The organism is Shewanella sp. SR44-4 (assembly GCF_014163715.1).
GTDB lineage: Bacteria > Pseudomonadota > Gammaproteobacteria > Enterobacterales > Shewanellaceae > Shewanella.
This window is the reverse complement of record NZ_JACJDU010000005.1, coordinates 16163-36986: the sequence shown is the minus strand read 5'-3', so window position 1 is coordinate 36986 and position 20824 is coordinate 16163. Positions and strand designations below refer to the sequence as shown.

Here is a 20824-nt window from a genome sequence, read left to right as displayed (position 1 = left end):
CCCCCTGTTGATCGACTTATGCTTCTTCGCCAAACCAACAGATATTGCGGGCAGCCATGATGAGCTCGCCTGCTTTTTCTTCTGTTAATTCTTCAATATCAATTAAATCGTCAATACCTTGCTCGGCCAAGTCTTCTAAAGTCACTACGCCTTTGCTCGCAAGAACATAAGCTAAATGTCTTTCTAATCCTTCCAATGCTAGTAAATCATCACTTGGCTCTGCACCATCTAACGCTTCTTCCGACGCTAATGCTCTTGTAGAGATTGCCGCCTTTGCACGTTCACGTAATGCTTCAACGATTCCTTCGTCGAAACCTTCTACTGCTAATAGTTCAGATTCTGGGACATAAGCAATCTCTTCTAGCGAAGTGAATCCCTCATCAGCCAATACGGCTGCAAAATCTTTATCTACATCCAGATAAGCTACAAACAAATCAATCACTTTTGCACTTTCGGCTTGGTGTTTTTTGTTCATGTCTTCAACTGTCATTACGTTTAGTTCCCAACCAGTAAGTTGAGTGGCTAAACGTACGTTTTGGCCATTACGACCAATAGCCTGTGCCAAACTGTCAGCTTCTACAGCAATATCCATCGAGTGGTTGTCTTCATCCACAATGATAGATGCAACATCAGCTGGCGCCATGGCATTGATCACATATTGTGCAGGATTATCATCCCACAACACGATATCGACTCGCTCGCCACCTAATTCGTTTGATACGGCTTGTACACGTGCGCCACGCATACCAACACAAGCACCAATAGGGTCAATGCGACGATCATTTGATTTCACAGCGATTTTAGCACGAGCGCCTGGATCACGAGCGGCACCCATTACTTCGATTAATTCGTCGTAAATTTCTGGTACTTCAACCCGAAACAGTTCAATTAACATTTCAGATTTACTGCGGGTTAAAAATAACTGCGCACCACGTGCCTCTGGACGTACTGAGTACAATAATGCACGCACACGGTCACCAGGACGGAAAGATTCACGGCTGATTAAATCTTCTTTAAATAACACGCCATCAGCATTGTTACCTAAATCAACAACTACGCTTTCACGGGTGCTTTTCTTAACAACACCAGTAACAATCTCACCTTCACGTTCAATAAATTGTTCAACAATTTGTGCACGTTCAGCTTCACGTACTTTTTGTACGATAACTTGTTTCGCGGTTTGTGTGGTGATACGGTCAAATGCAACTGAGTCGATTTGATCTTCAATAAACTCACCCACTTGAATCTCTGGTTCTTCATAGCGAGCGGCTTCAAACGTAATTTCGCTGTATGGATTTTCCAGAGCTTCGCCTTTATCGTCAACTACCATCCAACGACGGAAAGTGTCGTAATGGCCTGTTTTACGATCAATAGCAACGCGAACTTCGATATCGCCTTCATATTTTTTCTTTGTTGCGGTAGCCAGTGCAATTTCTAGCGCTTCGAAAATTTTCTCGCGCGGAAGGCCTTTCTCATTGGAAACCGCTTCTGCGACTAGCAGGATCTCTTTATTCATTTGGTCTTGCCTCGTTCTTCACCTGAAACTATCAAAACTTAGCTATAACGTTGCCTTTACGGATATTATCCAAAGCAACAATCAAGTCTTTACCATCAACGGTGATAGTGAGCATTTGCCCATCAACACTACTGATGACGCCTTTTAAATTACGACTACCGGCAACAGGCATAGTCAATTGTACTTTTGTTTCTTCACCTATATAAGCTCTATATTGCTCGGCGGTAAATAACGGTCTATCTACGCCAGGTGAAGATACTTCTAATGTGTATTCTGTAGAAATAGGGTCTTCAACATCCATAACTGCGCTAACTTGACGACTGGCTTCTGCACAATCTTCAATATTGATGCCATTCTCGTGATCAATAAACACACGAAGAATTGAGTGACGACCAGCTTGAATATACTCAATGCCCCATAGTTTAAAGCCTAGAGCTTCAACAGGTACTGTTAACATTTCAACTAGCTTGGATTCTATTGTTGCCAAAAATGACCCCCAAAAAAACAAAAAAAGGGCTAATAGCCCCATTGCAACCCGCATCTAACACGGATATTTAAAAGTTCATATAACAAAAAACCCCGTAATCACGAGGTTATTTTATTATAAAACCTGTAAATTGTGATTTATTTTCTTACGAAATTAAATCACAAGGAGCTGGTTGCGGGGGCCGGATTTGAACCGACGACCTTCGGGTTATGAGCCCGACGAGCTACCAACTGCTCCACCCCGCGTCAACTGATGCAAGTATATTGATTTACACTATATCTTGCAATAACTAATCAAACTCAATCCATGATTTGTTAGTTTAAATCTGGTGCCGAGAGCGGGACTTGAACCCGCACGTCCGTTAAGACACAGCCACCTCAAGGCTGCGCGTCTACCAATTCCACCACCTCGGCGACACCTGGTATACTAGTCAGGAATTTTCGTTTCTGACTGTTCGGTCTGAACAGGCGCATCATCAATGATTTGCTCTGCTGCTGGACCTAAATCTTTCCACTGATCATTTTGCTCAGTGTGATTAGCACTTAAATTACCAATCACTAAACTTAATGCAAAAAAGCCAATGGCTAATACTGCAGTACTGCGAGTCAGGAAATTACCTGAACCACTTGAGCCAAATAAAGTGCCTGAGGCACCGGCTCCGAAAGATGCGCCCATATCGGCACCCTTTCCTTGTTGAATTAAAATTAAGCCAATAAGACCTAAAGCTACCACCAAGTATACAACTATCAGAACTTCGTACATATAATTACGCGCTCATTGCTATGGTACATAAACTTAAAAACTCACTTGAGTTCAAACTTGCACCGCCAATCAGACCACCATCAACATCAGGCTGGGCAAATATATCTGCCGCATTGCTTGGGGTGACGCTACCACCGTATAGAATTCTGATATTCTCACCAATAAAGGGAGATACTTCAGAGAGGCGACTGCGAATAAACGCATGTACTTCTTGTGCCTGTTCTGGTGTTGCGCTTTTACCTGTCCCTACAGCCCATAAAGGTTCGTAGGCGATAATTGCGTTATCAAAAGCCATGGTACCGTTTTTTTCAATTACTATATCAAGCTCTTCCGCAATCACCTCAAAGGTACGTCTTGCTTCACGAGCTGGCCCTGATTCACCTACGCATAAAATCGGTGTCAGACCATATTTTTGTGCTGCGGCAAACTTCTCTGCCACGATATTACTCGTCTCTCCGTACATACGGCGACGTTCGGAATGGCCGATAATAACATATCGACATCCAGAATCTTTTAGCATCTGCCCGGATATTTCGCCGGTATATGCACCAAAATCATGTTGACTAAGATTTTGTGCACCCATTCTAACAAGCGCACCATCTAAGGTTTGCTTATTGGCTTCAAGCAGCTGCCTAACACTTTCAAGATAAATTGAAGGCGGGCATAAAACCACTTCAGCGGAATCATTTTGGAGCTTTGTAGCAAACTTCTTAAATAGTTCTTCTGCTAGTGCTGAATTACCATTCATTTTCCAGTTGCCAGCGACCATAGGACGTCTGAGTGCCATTCACTGTCTCCTCTGAAAGCGGCGTGAATAATAGCGAACCACTTATCAAGTTACAAGAGCTAAAAGGGGAATATTTCACATAAAGTGTCGAAGCGTCTACTTTTTAAGCGAGCAACAACATATCTGAATATTCAAATGATTAACATGCTGCCTTTACCGCGTCAGCAATACGATTTGCATGTGCAAGCACTTGCGGATGATCATCACCTTCAACCATCACTCTGATTAACGGTTCGGTACCCGACTTTCGTAATAAAACCCGTCCGCGAGCACCTAATTGCAACTCAACCTCAGCTTGCGCAGATTTCACCGCATCGGTATCTAACGGATTAGAGTCCCCTTCAAAGCGGACATTAACCAATACTTGAGGCAACATCTTCATCGGCTCTGTTAATTGTTCAAGCGACGCATTTTGACGGCGCATCGCTGCTAACACTAAAATACCTGCAACAATACCATCACCGGTAGTACCATGATCTAGGTTGAGAATATGACCAGAGTTTTCACCACCTATACGCCATTCATTCTCCCTCAGCATTTCCATGACATATCTGTCACCGACTTTAGAGCGAACAAAAGGAATATCAAGTGCTTGCAACGCTAAATCTAAACCTAAATTAGACATTAAGGTGCCGACCACTCCACCTTTTAAAATACCACGTTTTTGAGCATCTACCGCTAAAATATACAGGATCTGATCACCATCGACTACTTCACCATGACGATTAACCATCATAATACGATCACCGTCACCATCTAATGCAATCCCTAAATCAGCTTTTTCAGCCAATACAGTCTCACAAATCTTAGCCATTGATGTTGCGCCAACTTTATCATTGATATTGAGTCCATCGGGTTTATCGCCAATAGCAATCACGTCAGCACCCAATTCACGGAATACATTAGGGGCAATATGATACGTTGCACCATGAGCACAATCGACGACAATTTTTAAGCCCTCAAGAGTTTGGTCGGCAGGAAAGTTCCCTTTGCAATATTCGATGTAACGCCCTGCAGCATCTTCAATTCGACGAGCTTTACCTAATAAGTGCGACTCAACACACACTAACGGCTTTTCAAGTTCAGCCTCAATTTCTAATTCAATTGCATCATCAAGCTTACTGCCATCGGTAGAGAAGAACTTGATACCGTTGTCATAGTAAGGATTATGCGAAGCACTAATTACCACACCAGCTTCTGCACGAAAAGTACGAGTTAAATAAGCCACTGCTGGGGTCGGCATTGGGCCAAGTAATAACACGTTTAATCCAGCAGCTGATAATCCAGCTTCTAACGCCGATTCAAATAGGTAACCTGAAATACGGGTATCCTTACCAATAATCACTTTTTGAGTGCCATTTCGAGACAATACTCGTCCAGCAGCCCAACCGAGCTTCAATGCCAGTTCAGGGGTCATTTTACCCGCCCCGACTCTGCCGCGAATACCATCGGTTCCAAAAAATTTTCTTTGTTTCACAGATCCCTACTTAAGTGATTTCACTGTACTTATAACGTTATTGTGCCGCTGCCACTACAAGTAGGCCATTGTTTCTGACATCACTTTAAGTACATCGACAGTTTCGGGTACATCATGGACACGTATAATATGCGCACCTTGCTGAGCAGCAATCAATGCCCCTGCGAGACTACCCGCAAGACGTTGATCGGTATCACGCGCTAACAGGTCACCCATCATGCTCTTACGTGATAAGCCCACCAGTAAAGGTAAGTGAAACTCATGCAATTTTGGCAACGCAGCTAACAGGCGGTAATTATGCGCTAAAGTTTTGCCAAAGCCAAAACCTGGATCAAGAATTAAGCGTTCGCGCTCAATTCCGGCTGCTTCGCAGTAAGCTATACGCAATTCAAAAAAAGCGGCAACCTCATCAATCACATCCTGATACTCAGGTTTATCTTGCATTGTTTTTGGCTCGCCCTGCATGTGCATCAAGCAAATTGGCACATCTAACGTCGCAGCCATTGCTAAAGCCCCAGGCATTTGTAATGCGCGCACATCATTAATCAAATTAGCACCGGCATTTACCGCCAGTTCCATCACTTCAGGTTTGCTAGTGTCTATCGAAATCCATACGTCGTGTGTTTTTGCAGTATATTCAATAATAGGAATAACCCGTGCGAGCTCTTGCTCAACAGAAACCTCTGCTGCTCCAGGGCGAGTAGACTCACCGCCGACGTCTATAATTAATGCACCTTGTTCAACCATATAATCAACATGTCGACAAGCTTGTTCGAAATCGATGTATTCGCCACCATCAGAAAACGAATCTGGTGTCACGTTTACAATTCCCATTACTACAGGGGCTGACAAGTCGAGCGTTTTATTGGCATGAGTTAATTGAAACAATGGTATTTTCCTACAGTAGATTAAAAACAAGAAAACCCCTTGCGGGGTTTTCTTTATTCACTAAATTATTTATTTAGCTGGTGATTCATCCGCATCATTAGTATCGGCTTTATTATCGACTTTAGCGTCGGTTTTAGCGTCATCCACTGGCGTTTCAATTTCAGATTTAGGCGTGGTATTGCCATTATCTTTATCGTCAGATGATTCATCTTTTTGCCATTCAGCTGGCATACGCACTTCACGGCGATGCATTAAATCGTCAATTTGCAACGAATCAATCGTTTCGTACTTCATCAGTGCGTCTTTCATCGCATGTAAGATATCCATATTTTCTGTCAACATGGTTTGTGCACGTTGATAGTTTTTATCGATAAACATTTTGATTTCTGAATCAATTAATGACGCTGTATCACCTGACATAGCCTTTGATTTACCCATACTGCGACCTAAGAAAACTTCGTTTTCTTCTTCTGCATAGAGTAAAGGACCCAACTTGTCAGAGAAACCCCATTGCGTAACCATGTTACGTGCAATTGATGTCGCGTATTTAATGTCTTGCGAAGCGCCTGTAGAGACTTGTTCGCTTCCGTAAATAAGCTCTTCGGCTAAACGTCCACCGTAAGCAACTGAAATCTGTGATTCCAATTTGCGACGGCTTTGACTAACAGCATCAGCTTCAGGTAAGAAGAACGTCACACCTAATGCACGACCACGCGGAATAATGGTTACTTTATGTACAGGATCGTGCTCTGGTACTAAGCAACCAACAATAGCATGTCCGGCTTCATGATAAGCCGTCATCTCTTTATCCGATTCAGACATCACCATAGAACGGCGCTCAGCACCCATCATGATTTTATCTTTAGCACGCTCGAACTCTTCCATACCGACTACACGACGATTACCACGAGCAGCAAACAACGCAGCTTCGTTAACAAGGTTTGCTAAGTCTGCACCAGAAAATCCTGGGGTACCACGGGCAATAACACTTGCTTTAACATCGTCTGACAAAGGTACTTTACGCATGTGTACTTTAAGGATTTGTTCACGACCACGCACGTCTGGTAAACCGACGACGACTTGGCGGTCAAATCGACCTGGACGAAGTAATGCAGAGTCGAGTACGTCTGGACGGTTAGTTGCCGCAATGACAATAACGCCTTCATTACCTTCGAAACCATCCATCTCAACCAGTAACTGGTTTAATGTTTGCTCACGCTCATCGTGACCACCACCAACACCTGCGCCACGTTGGCGGCCTACAGCATCAATTTCATCGATAAAGATGATACAAGGAGAAGATTTTTTAGCTTGTTCAAACATGTCACGCACACGAGATGCACCAACACCGACAAACATTTCCACAAAATCAGAACCTGAAATAGTAAAGAATGGCACCTTAGATTCACCAGCAATAGCCTTCGCTAGCAAGGTTTTACCTGTACCTGGTTGCCCAACCATTAACACGCCCGTAGGAATACGGCCGCCTAATTTTTGGAACTTAGTTGGGTCACGCAAATAATCAACCAGTTCTTTCACTTCTTCTTTTGCTTCATCACAACCAGCGACGTCTGCAAAAGTGGTTTTAATTTGATCTTCGCTCATCAATTTGGCTTTACTCTTACCAAATGACATTGCGCCCTTACCGCCACCACCTTGCATTTGACGCATGAAGAATATCCATACTCCAATTAGCAGTAACATTGGGAACCATGAAATAAAGATTTGAGTTAAGAAACCAGATTCTTCAGCTTCTTGGCCTTTATAGTCAATACCTTTAGTTTGAAGATCATTAATTAAATCTTGATCATATATAGGCATAATTGTGGTGAACTTCTCGCCGGTACGTTTAGTCCCTTCAATAGTTCGTTGATCGCTTTTTATTTCGACCTTGTTAACTTGACCATTTCGAACATTGTCCAAAAAGGCGGAATAATCCATCTTCTGCGAATTCGAAGAAGAGGGGGAATAACCCTGGAAAACTGACATCAGCACAACAGCGATGACAACCCAGAGTATTAAATTTTTAGCCATGTCACTCAAATTACTCGACCTCTTAACAGTCCTGCGATTATTAACTTTAGACTACTACAACTTGTAACCAGTCGCCACTAGATAGACTTCTCGAGAGCGCGCTCTAGAGGAGTCTGGTTTACGGGTTTTTACTACTTTGAATGCCTGTTTGACTGTTTTTATGTAGTCGTCAAAGCCCTCCCCCTGAAAGACTTTAACAGCAAAACAGCCGTTAGGCGTCAACACTTGATGACACATATCTAGCGCTAATTCAACTAAATACATAGCTCTTGGCTGATCTACAGCACCCGAACCACTCATGTTCGGAGCCATATCTGATAGTACCACATCCACTTTATCTTGACCTACTCGCTCAAGCAATGCCTGCAGCACTTTATCCTCTCTAAAATCACCTTGAAGAAAATCAACGCCAACAATAGGATCCATCGATAAAATGTCACAAGCAATCACTTTACCTTTGTCGCCAGTAAGTTTAACAGCCACTTGTGACCAACCACCAGGAGCAGCACCTAAGTCAACTACTGTCATACCCTGTTTTATTAAGTGATCTTTTTGTTGGATCTCTTCTAACTTGAATGCTGCTCGTGAACGTAAGCCTCGTTTTTGGGCTAATTTCACATAGTGATCATCAAAGTGTTCTTGCATCCAGCGAGTTGAGCTCGCCGTACGTTTTTTGGTTGTCATTTAAATTCCGCAACGATTCAGAGTTACATAAGCTCTATATAAGGGTAGAATACCCGTTTTTCAACAGTAACTCAGCAAAAGTTGGTACAAATGAACTTAACAACCAAACAAAAACAGCATTTAAAAGGTCTGGCGCACAGTCTAAAACCAGTGGTGCTGCTTGGTGGCAATGGACTAACTGAAGGTGTTCTGGCTGAAATTGATAGCGCTCTTACACATCATGAATTGATTAAAGTGAAAGTAGCCTCTGCAGACAGAGAGCTAAAAAATGCCATCGTTGACGCCATTGTACGTGAAACCCAGTCTACGAAAGTGCAACTTATCGGTCATGTGTTAGTTATTTTCCGTCATTCGGCTGAAATGAAAATTGCTTTGCCTAAAGCCAAATAATTTCGCACCCTTTTATAAAAAGCCGCTGAATACAGCGGCTTTTTTATTGGAGATGAATTATCGTTAATCAGGGATGATCAGGTATTGGGATAACTTGATAATGCTCTGCCTTTAAGCCTAGAAACTCAGGCAAGGTAGCACCAATTGAAATCGATGACCAAGTACCGGTTAAAATACCAATAAACATCGCGATAGAAAAACCTTCAAGCGGTGCCCCACCCAGAATCCATAAAGCCACTACCGTTATCAATGTAGTTCCTGAAGTGACCATAGTTCTGGAAAAGGTTGATTTAATTGCTAAGTTGTTAATGTCAGTTATATTCCACTGTGGTTTAGCCACTAACTGCTCCCGGATCCTGTCCGCAATAATAATTGAATCATTGAGTGAATACCCCAAAATCGCCATTATTGCGGCTAATACAGTTAAATTAAATTCCATTTGGCTTAACGCAAAAAAAGCCAACACAAATACCACATCATGTACCAAAGCAAACAGTGCACCTGACGCTAAACGCCATTCAAAGCGAAAACTTAGATACCCCATAATACATAGCATGGCGACTAATAACGCTAAACTGCCTTGTTCAACCAACTCTTGGCCTACTTGTGGTCCGACAATACTGCTATTTAACACGTTGATGTCAGTATTTAATGGCGCCAATACTTCAGCCAGTTCTGGGCGTTGATTCTCATCAGGTATATTGGCATATCGTAATACCCAACGGCCTGGTTCACTAGCTGAAATAACACTGACCTCTTGTTGATATGCTGCAGTCATTAATGGCTGTATTTCACTGGCAGTGATGTGATGCTCCACTTGAATCTCTGTGACCACACCGCCGGTAAAATCTAAGCCCCAATTAAACCCTTTTATTCCTATCGCGGTTAACGATAACAGCATTAATACAATCGAAATCAGACTCGATGCATAACGCCACTTAGTTAAGTATTTCAGCTTGTCTGTTGAATAATTTGTTTGAGTTGAGTTCATAAAATTACACCTTAATAGCGCGACGAGTGTCACGACCATAAACTAAGTTGATTAATGCGCGTGAAGCAAAAATACCGGTAAACATACTGGTTAATAACCCCAAACCTAAGGTCAACGCAAAGCCTTGAATAGGGCCATTACCAATCGAAAATAACACCACTGCGGTGATCATCGTGGTGAAGTTAGCATCAAAAATGGTTGAAAACGCACTATAAAATCCCACATCAATCGCATTGGCAAAGCTACGACCTTCCGCAAGCTTTTCTTTTATTCGCTCAAAAATAAGTACGTTAGTATCGACTGCCATACCGACAGTAAGCACTAACCCGGCAATACCTGGTAAGGTCAATACCGCTCCAGGAATGAGCGCTAACAATCCAAATAACATCACCAAATTGGCGATTAACGCTACATTTGCAACCCAACCTAAACGGCGATACCAACAAGCCATAAACAGTAATGTAGCCGATAAACCTAAGGCTAGAGCAGCAAAACCATTAACAATATTCTCGGCCCCTAAACTAGGCCCAATAGTACGTTCTTCCACTATGGTTACAGGTGCAGTCATAGAGCCAGCTCTTAATAACAAAGCTAATTGCTGCGCCTCTTGATGGCTACCTGCTCCAGTGATTTCAAAGCGGTTACCGAGTTGACTCTGAATGGTTGCAACACTGATAATTTTAGTGGTTTGTTTGGCTTTACCTTGTTCATCACGGCTGTATTCGCTATAAGCTGTTGCCATAGGTTTACCGATATTATCTCGCGAAAAATCTGACATTAACTTGCCACCTGCCGCATCAAGACTGATATTGACTTTCGCCATACCAAAATCGCCAGTAGTGGCTCGAGCATCAATAATGTGATCACCACCAAGTACTGGTTTTTTTGACACATAGACAGGCTTATTCTGCTCATCATTCATCACAACAGCATAAAGAGAGTCAGCTTGCACCACTGGATAAAATGCCAAACTAGCGGTTGCACCGATAACATTTTTAGCGGTGGCAGGATCTTGCACTCCTGGTAACTCAATTCGAATACGATGCTCTCCTTGACGTTGAACTAACGCTTCGGTAATACCAAGCTCTTCTATACGACTGCGCATGATATGTAAGTTTTGTTGTACCGTTAAATTGGTTAATTTGAGCTGTTCACTTTGGGAAAGATTGATACTCAAAGTTTGTTGATGGCCTGTGACTTGCCATTGAGGGTACTGCTGACCAATAAATTGTCTTATTTGACCACGAGCATCATCACTGGCGCTGTTAACCGTCAGTTCCGCTCCAGTGCCAAAACGCACCATTACACCGCTGATATGCTGCTCTCTGACAAATTGCTTTACAGCATCACTCACTAATACTGCTTGGTTTTGAAACACTAAATCAAGATCCACATCCAGTAGAAACTGCACTCCGCCGCGTAAATCTAAACCTAGCTTAATCGGTTTAACGCCTAAATTTAATAACCAATCTGGGGCCGCTGGAGCTAACGCTAAGGTCACTTGAGCCTGATGTTCAAACTGTTGTGCTAAGGTCTTTTTAGCTTGGGTTTGCATATCGGGATCATCTAACACCACAAGTAAATTATCTTGTTGTTGTTCGATACGCTTACTGTTTATGCCCGCTTGTTGTAGCACATGGTGAATTTGTTCCACTGTTAATGATTGGGTCGGTTTAACGGCAAGTTGTACGGCAGGATCTTCACCATACCAAGATGGCAATGCACTCATAAATAAGATGATGAGTGTGCAAATTAATAGCCAGTATTTCCACTGAGCATATTGATTTAACGGTTTGGTATTCGATTTTGATTTCATAACACTTGATCTCACTACATCGGGGTAAAACCTCGATAAAAATGTATGTGAGTGATGATAGGCATTGACCTAATTCATCTACCCACAGCAAAACTCATTAGCAAGGCTAATGACATTTTTAATCAATATAATGTAGTTAACAGGTGTGAGCGTGAACGAAAAGTAAATTAGACTCTTTCCAAGCGGAAAGTCTTGAAGGGGCTGAAGCTGTTGATAATACCCAGTCCAATTGCGGACTAAAGTTAATTTGATAACCTATGGTTAAACTCGGTACTGGCGGAGATACAAATTCATAGGCCAATAGATAATTAGGTTTTGATTCATCCGATTGATATTGAACAATACTGAGGTAACGCGCTGAATAGGTAGGAACAAAATGAATATCGTTTGAACTAGAATTCTCAGAAACCGAACGTTCAGAGACAGATTTTTCAGAGAGTGGGTTTGTTGATGAAGGTTCGCCGACGTAGCCCAACAATGTGCTATTAACATCAATAAGCGTATTGGTTAACGCAGTTAGTTGATTTGAATCTACTGGACTGTTAACTAATGTGTCTTTTGAGCTGTCTACTGATTTAACTGACGCCAAGGTGATATCAATAGGGGTTGAACTTATTGGTTGTTCACAAATTCGATCATCTGTCAGCGAATCCACATTATATGAACAAGAATAAGAAGTAGACGCAGCAAATGGCATCGATGCTAAAACTAACACACGGCTATTGAGGAGGAAGATTGAACACAACCCCACAATTACCAGCATTAGTAGTATACGAGCCCATGGAAACGTCATAATGACCTTATTTAATCAAGCTACACAATTTCTAAAATTCAAAATTCTAAAATTAACATGTCAAAAACACTATCTAATAAAATCATCTAACAACACTGTCTAATAAAGTAATCTAACAAATTAGTTTTTAAACGATTTTCTAACAGATTGTTCAAATAATATTGTTGTTCATACGGTAAAATGTAACAACAATGTAAACTTAAACGATAATATCTATTGCACCTTTAATCTGCAAATGAATTTTTTTACATGTTCTATCATATCTAGCACATGCATTAACTCTACGATGGATATAAAAAAGCACTAAACAGTATTCTATTTAGTGCGATGTCTGGCTAGTGGCCATTATATCGGTATTGGGTTGTGCATAAAAGTATGATAAATGCTTAAGCAGTTAGTTTAATACAATAACTAAAAAAAATGGTTAAGAAAAAGACACACTCGATTATTCACAATACTTAAAGATATTTAACCGTTATGATTTCATAATCAGTCAATCCACCTGGAGTGGTAATCGATACTTCATCGCCTTCACTTTTACCAATTAATCCACGTGCAATCGGTGAATTAACAGAAATTAAATTTTGCTTAATATCCGCCTCGTCATCACCGACTATGCGATACGTCACTTCAGCATCAGTATCTATGTTCAAAATAGTTACTGTTGTACCAAAAATGACTCGGCCAGTATTTTCTAACTTTGTGACGTCAATAATTTGAGCGTTAGATAACTTGCCTTCGATGTCACGAATACGTGCTTCACAAATTCCTTGATCTTCACGGGCTGCATGATATTCAGCATTTTCTTTTAAATCGCCTAATTCGCGTGCTGAAGCAATTGCTTCAGTAATTTTTGGACGGCGATCGAACTTTAACAATTCAAGTTCTTTACGTAATTGATCAGCGCCAACTACAGTCATTGGGACCTTACTCATAATGTCTTTGTCTCCTTTAAAAACAAAAGCATCCCGTGCTGACGATAAGTCAACACAGTAAAAATTCAGTTGGAAGTACGCAATCGACTTAGCGTGCGTATCTAGGATGCATCTTTTCGATGATGGCAGACAGCTTACCTAAGCTTTTACAGACTTGCTAGTCATCCATCATCAAAATGTCATAAAAAAGGTCGCCAAAAGGCGACCTTAATCGTTAACGCACCATAAAAATTAACTTTTGATGCGTTTGTGTAACTCTTGTAAAGACGTCACCTTGATACGATCATCTGCAGAATGCGCTAAACACGTCGCAAAGGCAGCATTTAATGTCGTAGTGTAATTCACTTTATAGCGCAATGCTCCACGACGGATCTGACGTGAGTCTTCAATTGCTTGACGACCTTCAGTGGTGTTAACAATGTAGGTATATTCACCATTTTTAATACGATCAAGAATGTGTGGACGACCTTCATGCACTTTGTTAACTAAGCGAGGATTAATCCCTGCTTCACCTAAAATAATCGCGGTACCATGAGTGGCATCAATTTCATAACCTAGCTCAATCAACTTAGAAGCTAAATCGGCAACGCGTTTTTTATCACTGTTACGCACAGATAATAACGCACGGCCCGATTTAGGCACTTCAGATGTAGCACCAAGCTGTGCTTTGGCATAGGCTTCAGCAAAAGTATCACCCACGCCCATGACTTCACCGGTTGAGCGCATTTCTGGGCCTAATAGCGGGTCAACACCTGGGAACTTATTAAACGGTAATACCACTTCTTTTACCGAGAAATATGGTGGAATCACTTCTTTAGTAAAGTTTTGCGAAATTAAGCTTTGGCCAGCCATCACTCGAGCTGCAATTTTAGCTAACGGCACGCCTGTCGCTTTAGACACAAATGGTACTGTACGAGCGGCACGCGGGTTAACTTCAATCATATAGATTTCGTTATCTTTTACCGCAAACTGCACGTTCATTAAACCGATCACGCCTAATTCAAAAGCCAGTTTAGACACTTGGTCACGCATTCTGGCCTGAATATCAGCACTCAAGGTGTAAGGTGGTAATGAACAACCTGAGTCACCAGAGTGAACTCCTGCTTGTTCAATATGCTCCATAATGGCGCCAACCACCACAGTTTCACCGTCACACACTGCATCGATATCCACTTCAATCGCATCATCTAAGAAGTGATCAAGTAATACTGGTGATGCATTAGATACTTTAACCGCTTCATTGAAGTAGCGTAGTAAATCTTGCTTGTCGTATACGATTTCCATCGCACGTCCACCCAACACATAAGACGGACGTACAACCAACGGATAACCTATTTTTTCCGCTTCTATCACAGCACTTTCAACTGTTGTCACTGTCGCATTTTCTGGCTGCTTCATGTTCAAACGTTGAATGGCTTGTTGGAAACGTTCGCGGTCTTCTGCACGGTCAATCGCATCAGGGCTGGTACCAATAATCGGTACGCCTGCGGCTTCTAATTCGCGCGCGAGTTTAAGCGGAGTTTGGCCACCGTATTGGACGATTACACCTTTTGGCTTTTCGATACGCACAATCTCGAGTACGTCTTCTAACGTTACAGGTTCAAAGTATAAGCGGTCAGATGTATCGTAGTCGGTTGATACCGTTTCAGGGTTACAGTTAACCATGATGGTTTCATAACCGTCTTCACGTAATGCTAATGCAGCATGGACACAGCAATAATCGAACTCAATACCTTGGCCAATTCGGTTAGGGCCACCACCCAAAATCATGATTTTGTCACGGTTCGATGGGTTAGATTCACATTCTTCTTCGTACGTTGAGTACATGTAAGCCGTGTCAGTTGAGAATTCAGCAGCACATGTATCTACACGCTTGTATACCGGATGAATTTCATGGCGATGACGTAGTTTACGAATTTCGCCTTCACTCACACCTAACACATCAGCTAAACGTAAATCAGAGAAACCTTTACGCTTTAATTGACGTAAGTAGTTTTGCTCTAAACCTGACATACCAAGCTCAGCGACTTTCGCTTCTTGGGTAACCAAATCTTCGATTTGAACGAGGAACCAGTGATCAACGTTAGTCAGAGTGAAGATATCATCACGACTTAAACCAGCACGGAATGCATCGGCTATATACCAAATACGGTCACAACCTGGCTCTTTTAATTCATGACGGATACGTTGCATCGCTTCTGGTGATTGTAAATCAACTAGAGAATCAAAACCGTTACGACCCACTTCAAGGCCACGTAACGCTTTTTGTAATGACTCTTGGAAAGTACGGCCAATGGCCATTACTTCACCCACAGATTTCATTTGGGTTGTTAGACGGTCATTTGCACCGGCAAACTTTTCAAAGTTAAAACGGGGGATTTTAGTCACAACGTAATCGATTGCAGGCTCGAACGACGCTGGTGTTTTACCGCCAGTAATGTCGTTGCTAAGCTCATCAAGCGTAAAACCAACCGCTAACTTAGCAGCAATTTTAGCTATCGGGAAACCGGTTGCTTTAGAGGCTAAAGCAGATGAACGTGATACACGTGGGTTCATCTCAATAATAACCATACGGCCAGTATTAGGACAAATACCAAATTGTACGTTTGAGCCACCGGTTTCAACGCCAATTTCACGCAGTACCGCTAAAGAAGCGTTACGCATTAATTGATATTCTTTATCGGTTAGCGTTTGTGCCGGTGCAACGGTAATTGAGTCACCGGTGTGAACACCCATCGCATCGAAGTTTTCGATAGTACACACGATAATACAGTTATCGTTGCGATCACGAACCACTTCCATTTCATATTCTTTCCAACCAATTAATGATTCATCGATCAATAATTCGTTAGTTGGCGACAAGTCCAAGCCTTGAGAACAAATCTCTTCAAACTCTTCTTTGTTGTAGGCAATACCACCGCCGCTGCCACCCATGGTGAAAGACGGACGAATGATACAGGGGAAGCCCACCATATCTAATACGCCATACGCTTCATCCATGTTATGAGCAATACCCGCACGCGGGCAGTCTAAACCAATGGATTTCATCGCTTTGTCGAAACGACTACGGTCTTCAGCTTTATCAATCGCATCCGCTGTCGCACCAATCATTTCAACATTAAACTCTTTTAGTACGCCTTGTGCTTCAAGCTGAAGCGCACAGTTCAGTGCAGTTTGTCCACCCATCGTCGGTAGAATTGCATCTGGACGTTCTTTGGCGATGATGTTGCGTACCACTTCCCAATGAATAGGCTCGATATAGGTTGCATCGGCCATTTCAGGGTCGGTCATAATCGTTGCTGGATTAGAGTTGACCAGAATAACGCGATAGCCTTCTTCACGAAGTGCTTTACAAGCTTGCGCACCTGAATAATCAAACTCACACGCCTGACCAATAACAATTGGACCGGCACCTAGGATAAGAATACTTTTTATATCTGTACGTTTTGGCATTGCTTCTGTCTTCTCCCAGATAACTACTTGGCGTGCTGACGGTATTGTTCAATTAGCTCGATGAAATGATCGAACAGCGGTGCGGCATCGGTTGGCCCAGGACTCGCTTCAGGGTGTCCCTGGAAGCTAAATGCTGGCTTATCCGTTAGGTGAATACCTTGTAACGAACCATCAAATAACGACTTATGCGTCACCTTGATGTTTGCTGGCAATGTGGTTTCATCAGCAGCAAAACCGTGGTTTTGACTGGTGATCATCACGCGACCATTTTCAACATTGCTCACTGGATGGTTTGCACCATGGTGACCAAACTTCATTTTTAAGGTTTTCGCACCAGAGGCTAATGCAAGTAACTGGTGACCTAAACAAATACCAAACACTGGAATATCAGTTGTTAATATTTGCTGGATAGCAGTAATAGCATAATCACATGGCTCAGGGTCGCCAGGACCATTTGATAGGAAGACCCCATCAGGGTTCATGGCAAGGACATCTGCAGCAGATGTTTGAGCAGGCACTACCGTCACATCACAACCACGGTCAACCAACATACGTAAAATATTACGTTTCACACCGTAATCGTACGCGACAATTTTATATTTGAGTTCCGCTGCTGGTGTTTCAGACGGTAAACCACCGACTAATTTCCAGCTACCGTTACGCCATGTATAAGCTTTATCGGTGGTCACTTCTTTGGCTAAATCCATGCCTTTTAGACCTGGGAACGCTTTCGCAGCTGCCAGAGCTTTCGCTTCATCTAGGTCGCCGACCATAATACAACCGGCTTGGGCGCCTTTTTCACGCAAAATTCGAGTTAGTTTGCGGGTATCAATATCAGCAATACCAACCACATTATTCGCTTTTAAATAATCGCTTAATGATTGTTGGTTGCGGAAATTACTCGCCATAAGCGGTAAGTCACGAATAATTAAGCCACATGCATGAACCGAATCCGATTCTGTGTCTTCATCATTAGTACCTGTGTTACCGATGTGAGGATAGGTTAATGTTACTATTTGGCGTGAATATGAAGGATCTGTAAGGATCTCTTGATAACCTGTCATTGAAGTATTAAATACCACTTCACCAACAGAGATACCGGTAGCACCAATTGCGGTGCCAGAGAATACTGATCCATCTTCGAGTACGAGTAAGGCAGACTGTGTCAACGCGACCTCCAGAAAAGAGCCAAGCCACTTAAAATTATGTGTTTTTATTTTGCACTAAAATACCAATTTTCGATAAATTACGAAATTTTGACAAATTCTAGCGATTGTATAAGAAATTCGTTTTTACGTCTATATTTTGTAGGATTGTTTTCAAAAAAAAACACCAACGAATGGTGTTTTTATTATCTAGTTCAATCCTAATACTTGTTGCATGTCATACAGACCTGCATTTTGATCGGAGAGCCAAAAAGCCGCCCTCATTGCCCCATTAGCAAAGGTCATTCTACTCGATGCTTTATGGGTTATTTCCAGCCGTTCGCCTATGTCAGCGAACATTGCGGTGTGTTCACCGACAATGTCACCAGCACGAACCGTTGCAAAACCTATGGTATTAGGATCACGTTCACCGGTAATACCTTCACGCCCAAATACCGCACATTGGTCTAAATCACGACCTAATGTTTGGGCTATAATTTCACCCATTTTAAGTGCAGTACCTGACGGTGCATCCTTTTTATGCCGATGATGCGCTTCGATTATTTCGATATCGGTATAATCACCCATCACTTCTGTAGCCAGTGCGAGCAACTTCCACATCACGTTAACACCGACAGACATATTAGGCGCTAATACCACTGGCACTTGTTCTGAATAGGCACCAATTTGCTCTTTTTGAGCATGATTAAAACCTGTGGTACCAATGACAATAGCTTTGTGATTTTTTGCGCACCAATCGAGATGAATAATGGAAGATTCAGGTGACGTAAAATCAATTAATACGTCAAAGTCGTCAACCACTTTATCCAGTGAATCGGTAATGGCAACATTCATCGCGCCAACACCAGCAAGTACACCAGCATCAATACCGATTAAACTTGAACCTGTACGTTCAATAGCTGCGCCAAGTATTATGACTTGTTGCTGTTTAGCAGATTCAATCAGTGTACGGCCCATACGGCCACTGGCACCAACTACAGCAATTCTCACTTTTGCAGTCATTTCATTCTCCCAGTGTTAACTAAAGGTAAACACACAAACAGCATATACAAAAACGCCTAAGTTAACTTAGGCGTTTTTAACAACTAGATAATTTCTAACAATTCAACTTCGAAGACCAAAGCTGAATAAGGCGGGATTGAAGCACCCGCGCCACGCTCACCGTAAGCCAAGTGATGCGGGACATATAATTTTAGCTTAGTGCCAACTGGCATTAACTGTAATGCTTCAGTCCAACCGGCGATAACACCAGATACTGGGAATTCAGCAGGTTGGCCACGAGCAACAGAGCTGTCGAACACATCACCACTGATGAAAGTACCATGGTAATGAGTACGTACAGTTGAATCATACGTTGGTGTTTCACCGTCGCCTTGTACAAGCACTTCGTATTGAAGACCAGACTCAGTTATCGTAATACCGTCACGCTTAGCGTTTTCAGCTAGGAATGTATCACCTTCAGCGGCAGCAGCTTCTGCAGCAGCTTCTTGTGCTTCTTGTAAACGACGACTAATTTCAGTAAATGCAACTTGAAGCTCTTCCATTGATACTGCGCTTTCTTTACCGGCAAATGCATCAGCAAGACCAGCTTGAACAGCAGGGATATCAATACCTTCAAAAGAGTTTGCTGCTAGTTGCTCGCCCATTTGACGACCTACACCGTAGCTAGCATGCTGTTCCATAGTGCTGAACAAATCTGACATAATAATTTTCTCTCAATAAACATAAAAAATTCGCACAAGAGTTTATCACAATAAACCCCGTAAATGTTGGCAAAAAACGCTATTTAACTTGAGCAATTTTACACTCAGCCAAAGACTGTTTTCTTGCCTGTGTATAAAGCGGCATCACTTGATTCTGTGCCGCTTGCAAGTCTTCAATTCGGTGACTGTGTGACGGGTGAGTCGATAACAGTTCAGGGCCTTGGGCTCCGCCCGCTTTAGCCATGTTTTGCCACAAATTAACACTTTGAGCTGGATTAAAACCTGCTTTGGCCATTAGCTCAAGACCAACAATATCAGCTTCAGATTCCTGACTGCGGCCAAAAGGTAAAATAATGCCCACATTCGCCCCTAGCCCCAGTCCGGCCATGTACAAGTCTTTATTGGCAATACCCGATGCTCCTAATGCGGCATCCGCAGCTTGCATGCCAAGACCCGTTATCTGCGCTCGAGATACTTGCTCGTTTCCATGTTGTGCTAAAACGTGCGCCACTTCATGTCCCATAACCGTAGCCAACTGATCTTGATTCGTCGCCACATTTAGTAAACCGGTATAGACACCAATATGGCCACCAGGTAGCGCAAACGCATTGACTTGATCTGATTCAAACAACACGACATCCCATTGCTGCGATTGGTCGGGCAACACCGCAGTGATACGTTTGGCAACACAGTTCACATATTGAGTTTGCGCTTGGTTTTGACTTATTTTTTCACTTTGCTTCATTGTCTCAAACGACTGAGCACCCATTTGCTGCATCTGGGTATCAGAAAACAACAAGGTTTGCCCTCGCCCTGTTGGCGATTGACTATTAACACAGCCAACTAATAAAGCAGAAGCGAGTAGGGTTAGCGCGAGAGGTTTCATGTTGTCATCCCTTAAAATTCATTTAGCCAAAAAGCTAATCGATCATTCATTTATTT

The 20824-nt window shown here is 42.4% G+C and carries 18 protein-coding genes and 2 tRNA genes; 1 reads left to right on the top strand and 19 read right to left on the bottom strand.

What is annotated here, in order from left to right; all coding sequences use genetic code 11:
- Positions 1 to 16 precede the first annotated feature (16 nt).
- The 10 genes from nusA to rlmE form a co-directional block, all read right to left on the bottom strand.
- On the bottom strand, positions 17 to 1516 hold the full coding sequence (nusA, locus tag H5125_RS03955) for a transcription termination factor NusA (protein ID WP_101085745.1): 1500 nt from the start codon (positions 1514 to 1516) through the stop codon (positions 17 to 19).
- Positions 1517 to 1547: 31 nt separating this feature from the next.
- Positions 1548 to 2003 (bottom strand): ribosome maturation factor RimP, encoded by a 456-nt coding sequence (rimP, locus tag H5125_RS03950; protein ID WP_041413431.1) that lies wholly within the window; start codon positions 2001 to 2003, stop codon positions 1548 to 1550.
- Positions 2004 to 2172: 169 nt separating this feature from the next.
- Positions 2173 to 2248: transfer RNA gene (locus tag H5125_RS03945), tRNA-Met, on the bottom strand.
- 81 nt (positions 2249 to 2329) lie between these two features.
- Positions 2330 to 2416, bottom strand: a tRNA-Leu gene (locus tag H5125_RS03940).
- 13 nt (positions 2417 to 2429) lie between these two features.
- Positions 2430 to 2765, bottom strand: a complete 336-nt coding sequence (gene secG, locus H5125_RS03935) for a preprotein translocase subunit SecG (RefSeq protein WP_059746473.1) — start codon at positions 2763 to 2765, stop codon at positions 2430 to 2432.
- Between the two features lie 4 nt (positions 2766 to 2769).
- The gene (tpiA, locus tag H5125_RS03930) at positions 2770 to 3552 is read right to left on the bottom strand and encodes a triose-phosphate isomerase (RefSeq protein ID WP_011636460.1); all 783 of its coding nucleotides are present in this window, start codon (positions 3550 to 3552) and stop codon (positions 2770 to 2772) included.
- Between the two features lie 139 nt (positions 3553 to 3691).
- Entirely contained in the window at positions 3692 to 5029 is a 1338-nt protein-coding gene (gene glmM, locus H5125_RS03925; RefSeq protein WP_101085747.1) for a phosphoglucosamine mutase, read from the bottom strand.
- A 54-nt stretch (positions 5030 to 5083) separates the two neighbouring features.
- The gene (gene folP / locus H5125_RS03920; RefSeq protein ID WP_392343409.1) at positions 5084 to 5863 is read right to left on the bottom strand and encodes a dihydropteroate synthase; all 780 of its coding nucleotides are present in this window, start codon (positions 5861 to 5863) and stop codon (positions 5084 to 5086) included.
- Between the two features lie 123 nt (positions 5864 to 5986).
- Positions 5987 to 7960: an ATP-dependent zinc metalloprotease FtsH gene (gene ftsH, locus H5125_RS03915; RefSeq protein WP_101085752.1), complete on the bottom strand. Its 1974-nt coding sequence runs from the start codon at positions 7958 to 7960 to the stop codon at positions 5987 to 5989.
- A 45-nt stretch (positions 7961 to 8005) separates the two neighbouring features.
- On the bottom strand, positions 8006 to 8635 hold the full coding sequence (gene rlmE, locus H5125_RS03910; protein ID WP_182743605.1) for a 23S rRNA (uridine(2552)-2'-O)-methyltransferase RlmE: 630 nt from the start codon (positions 8633 to 8635) through the stop codon (positions 8006 to 8008).
- A gap of 90 nt (positions 8636 to 8725) precedes the next feature.
- Between rlmE and yhbY the strand changes: the two genes are divergently transcribed.
- Entirely contained in the window at positions 8726 to 9025 is a 300-nt protein-coding gene (gene yhbY, locus H5125_RS03905) for a ribosome assembly RNA-binding protein YhbY (protein ID WP_011636455.1), read from the top strand.
- Positions 9026 to 9092: 67 nt separating this feature from the next.
- Here the strand turns inward: yhbY and secF are convergent, their stop codons facing one another.
- From secF to H5125_RS03860, 9 genes are all read right to left on the bottom strand, one after another.
- Complete coding sequence (gene secF, locus H5125_RS03900; RefSeq protein WP_182743604.1) at positions 9093 to 10016, bottom strand: protein translocase subunit SecF; 924 nt, start codon at positions 10014 to 10016, stop codon at positions 9093 to 9095.
- 4 nt (positions 10017 to 10020) lie between these two features.
- Positions 10021 to 11832, bottom strand: coding sequence for a protein translocase subunit SecD (gene secD, locus H5125_RS03895; RefSeq protein ID WP_182743603.1), 1812 nt, complete (start codon positions 11830 to 11832; stop codon positions 10021 to 10023).
- 136 nt (positions 11833 to 11968) lie between these two features.
- On the bottom strand, positions 11969 to 12625 hold the full coding sequence (locus H5125_RS03890) for a hypothetical protein (protein ID WP_182743602.1): 657 nt from the start codon (positions 12623 to 12625) through the stop codon (positions 11969 to 11971).
- Positions 12626 to 13083: 458 nt separating this feature from the next.
- A complete protein-coding gene (gene greA, locus H5125_RS03885) occupies positions 13084 to 13560 on the bottom strand; it encodes a transcription elongation factor GreA (RefSeq protein WP_101085763.1) in 477 nt (158 codons plus the stop codon).
- A gap of 231 nt (positions 13561 to 13791) precedes the next feature.
- Positions 13792 to 17013, bottom strand: a complete 3222-nt coding sequence (carB, locus tag H5125_RS03880; RefSeq protein WP_059746481.1) for a carbamoyl-phosphate synthase large subunit — start codon at positions 17011 to 17013, stop codon at positions 13792 to 13794.
- A gap of 23 nt (positions 17014 to 17036) precedes the next feature.
- A complete protein-coding gene (gene carA, locus H5125_RS03875; RefSeq protein ID WP_101085765.1) occupies positions 17037 to 18194 on the bottom strand; it encodes a glutamine-hydrolyzing carbamoyl-phosphate synthase small subunit in 1158 nt (385 codons plus the stop codon).
- A 174-nt stretch (positions 18195 to 18368) separates the two neighbouring features.
- On the bottom strand, positions 18369 to 19181 hold the full coding sequence (gene dapB / locus H5125_RS03870) for a 4-hydroxy-tetrahydrodipicolinate reductase (protein ID WP_101085767.1): 813 nt from the start codon (positions 19179 to 19181) through the stop codon (positions 18369 to 18371).
- Between the two features lie 83 nt (positions 19182 to 19264).
- The gene (locus H5125_RS03865) at positions 19265 to 19882 is read right to left on the bottom strand and encodes an FKBP-type peptidyl-prolyl cis-trans isomerase (protein ID WP_101085769.1); all 618 of its coding nucleotides are present in this window, start codon (positions 19880 to 19882) and stop codon (positions 19265 to 19267) included.
- Between the two features lie 79 nt (positions 19883 to 19961).
- A complete protein-coding gene (locus H5125_RS03860) occupies positions 19962 to 20768 on the bottom strand; it encodes a M48 family metallopeptidase (protein ID WP_182743601.1) in 807 nt (268 codons plus the stop codon).
- Between the last annotated feature and the right edge of the window lie 56 nt (positions 20769 to 20824).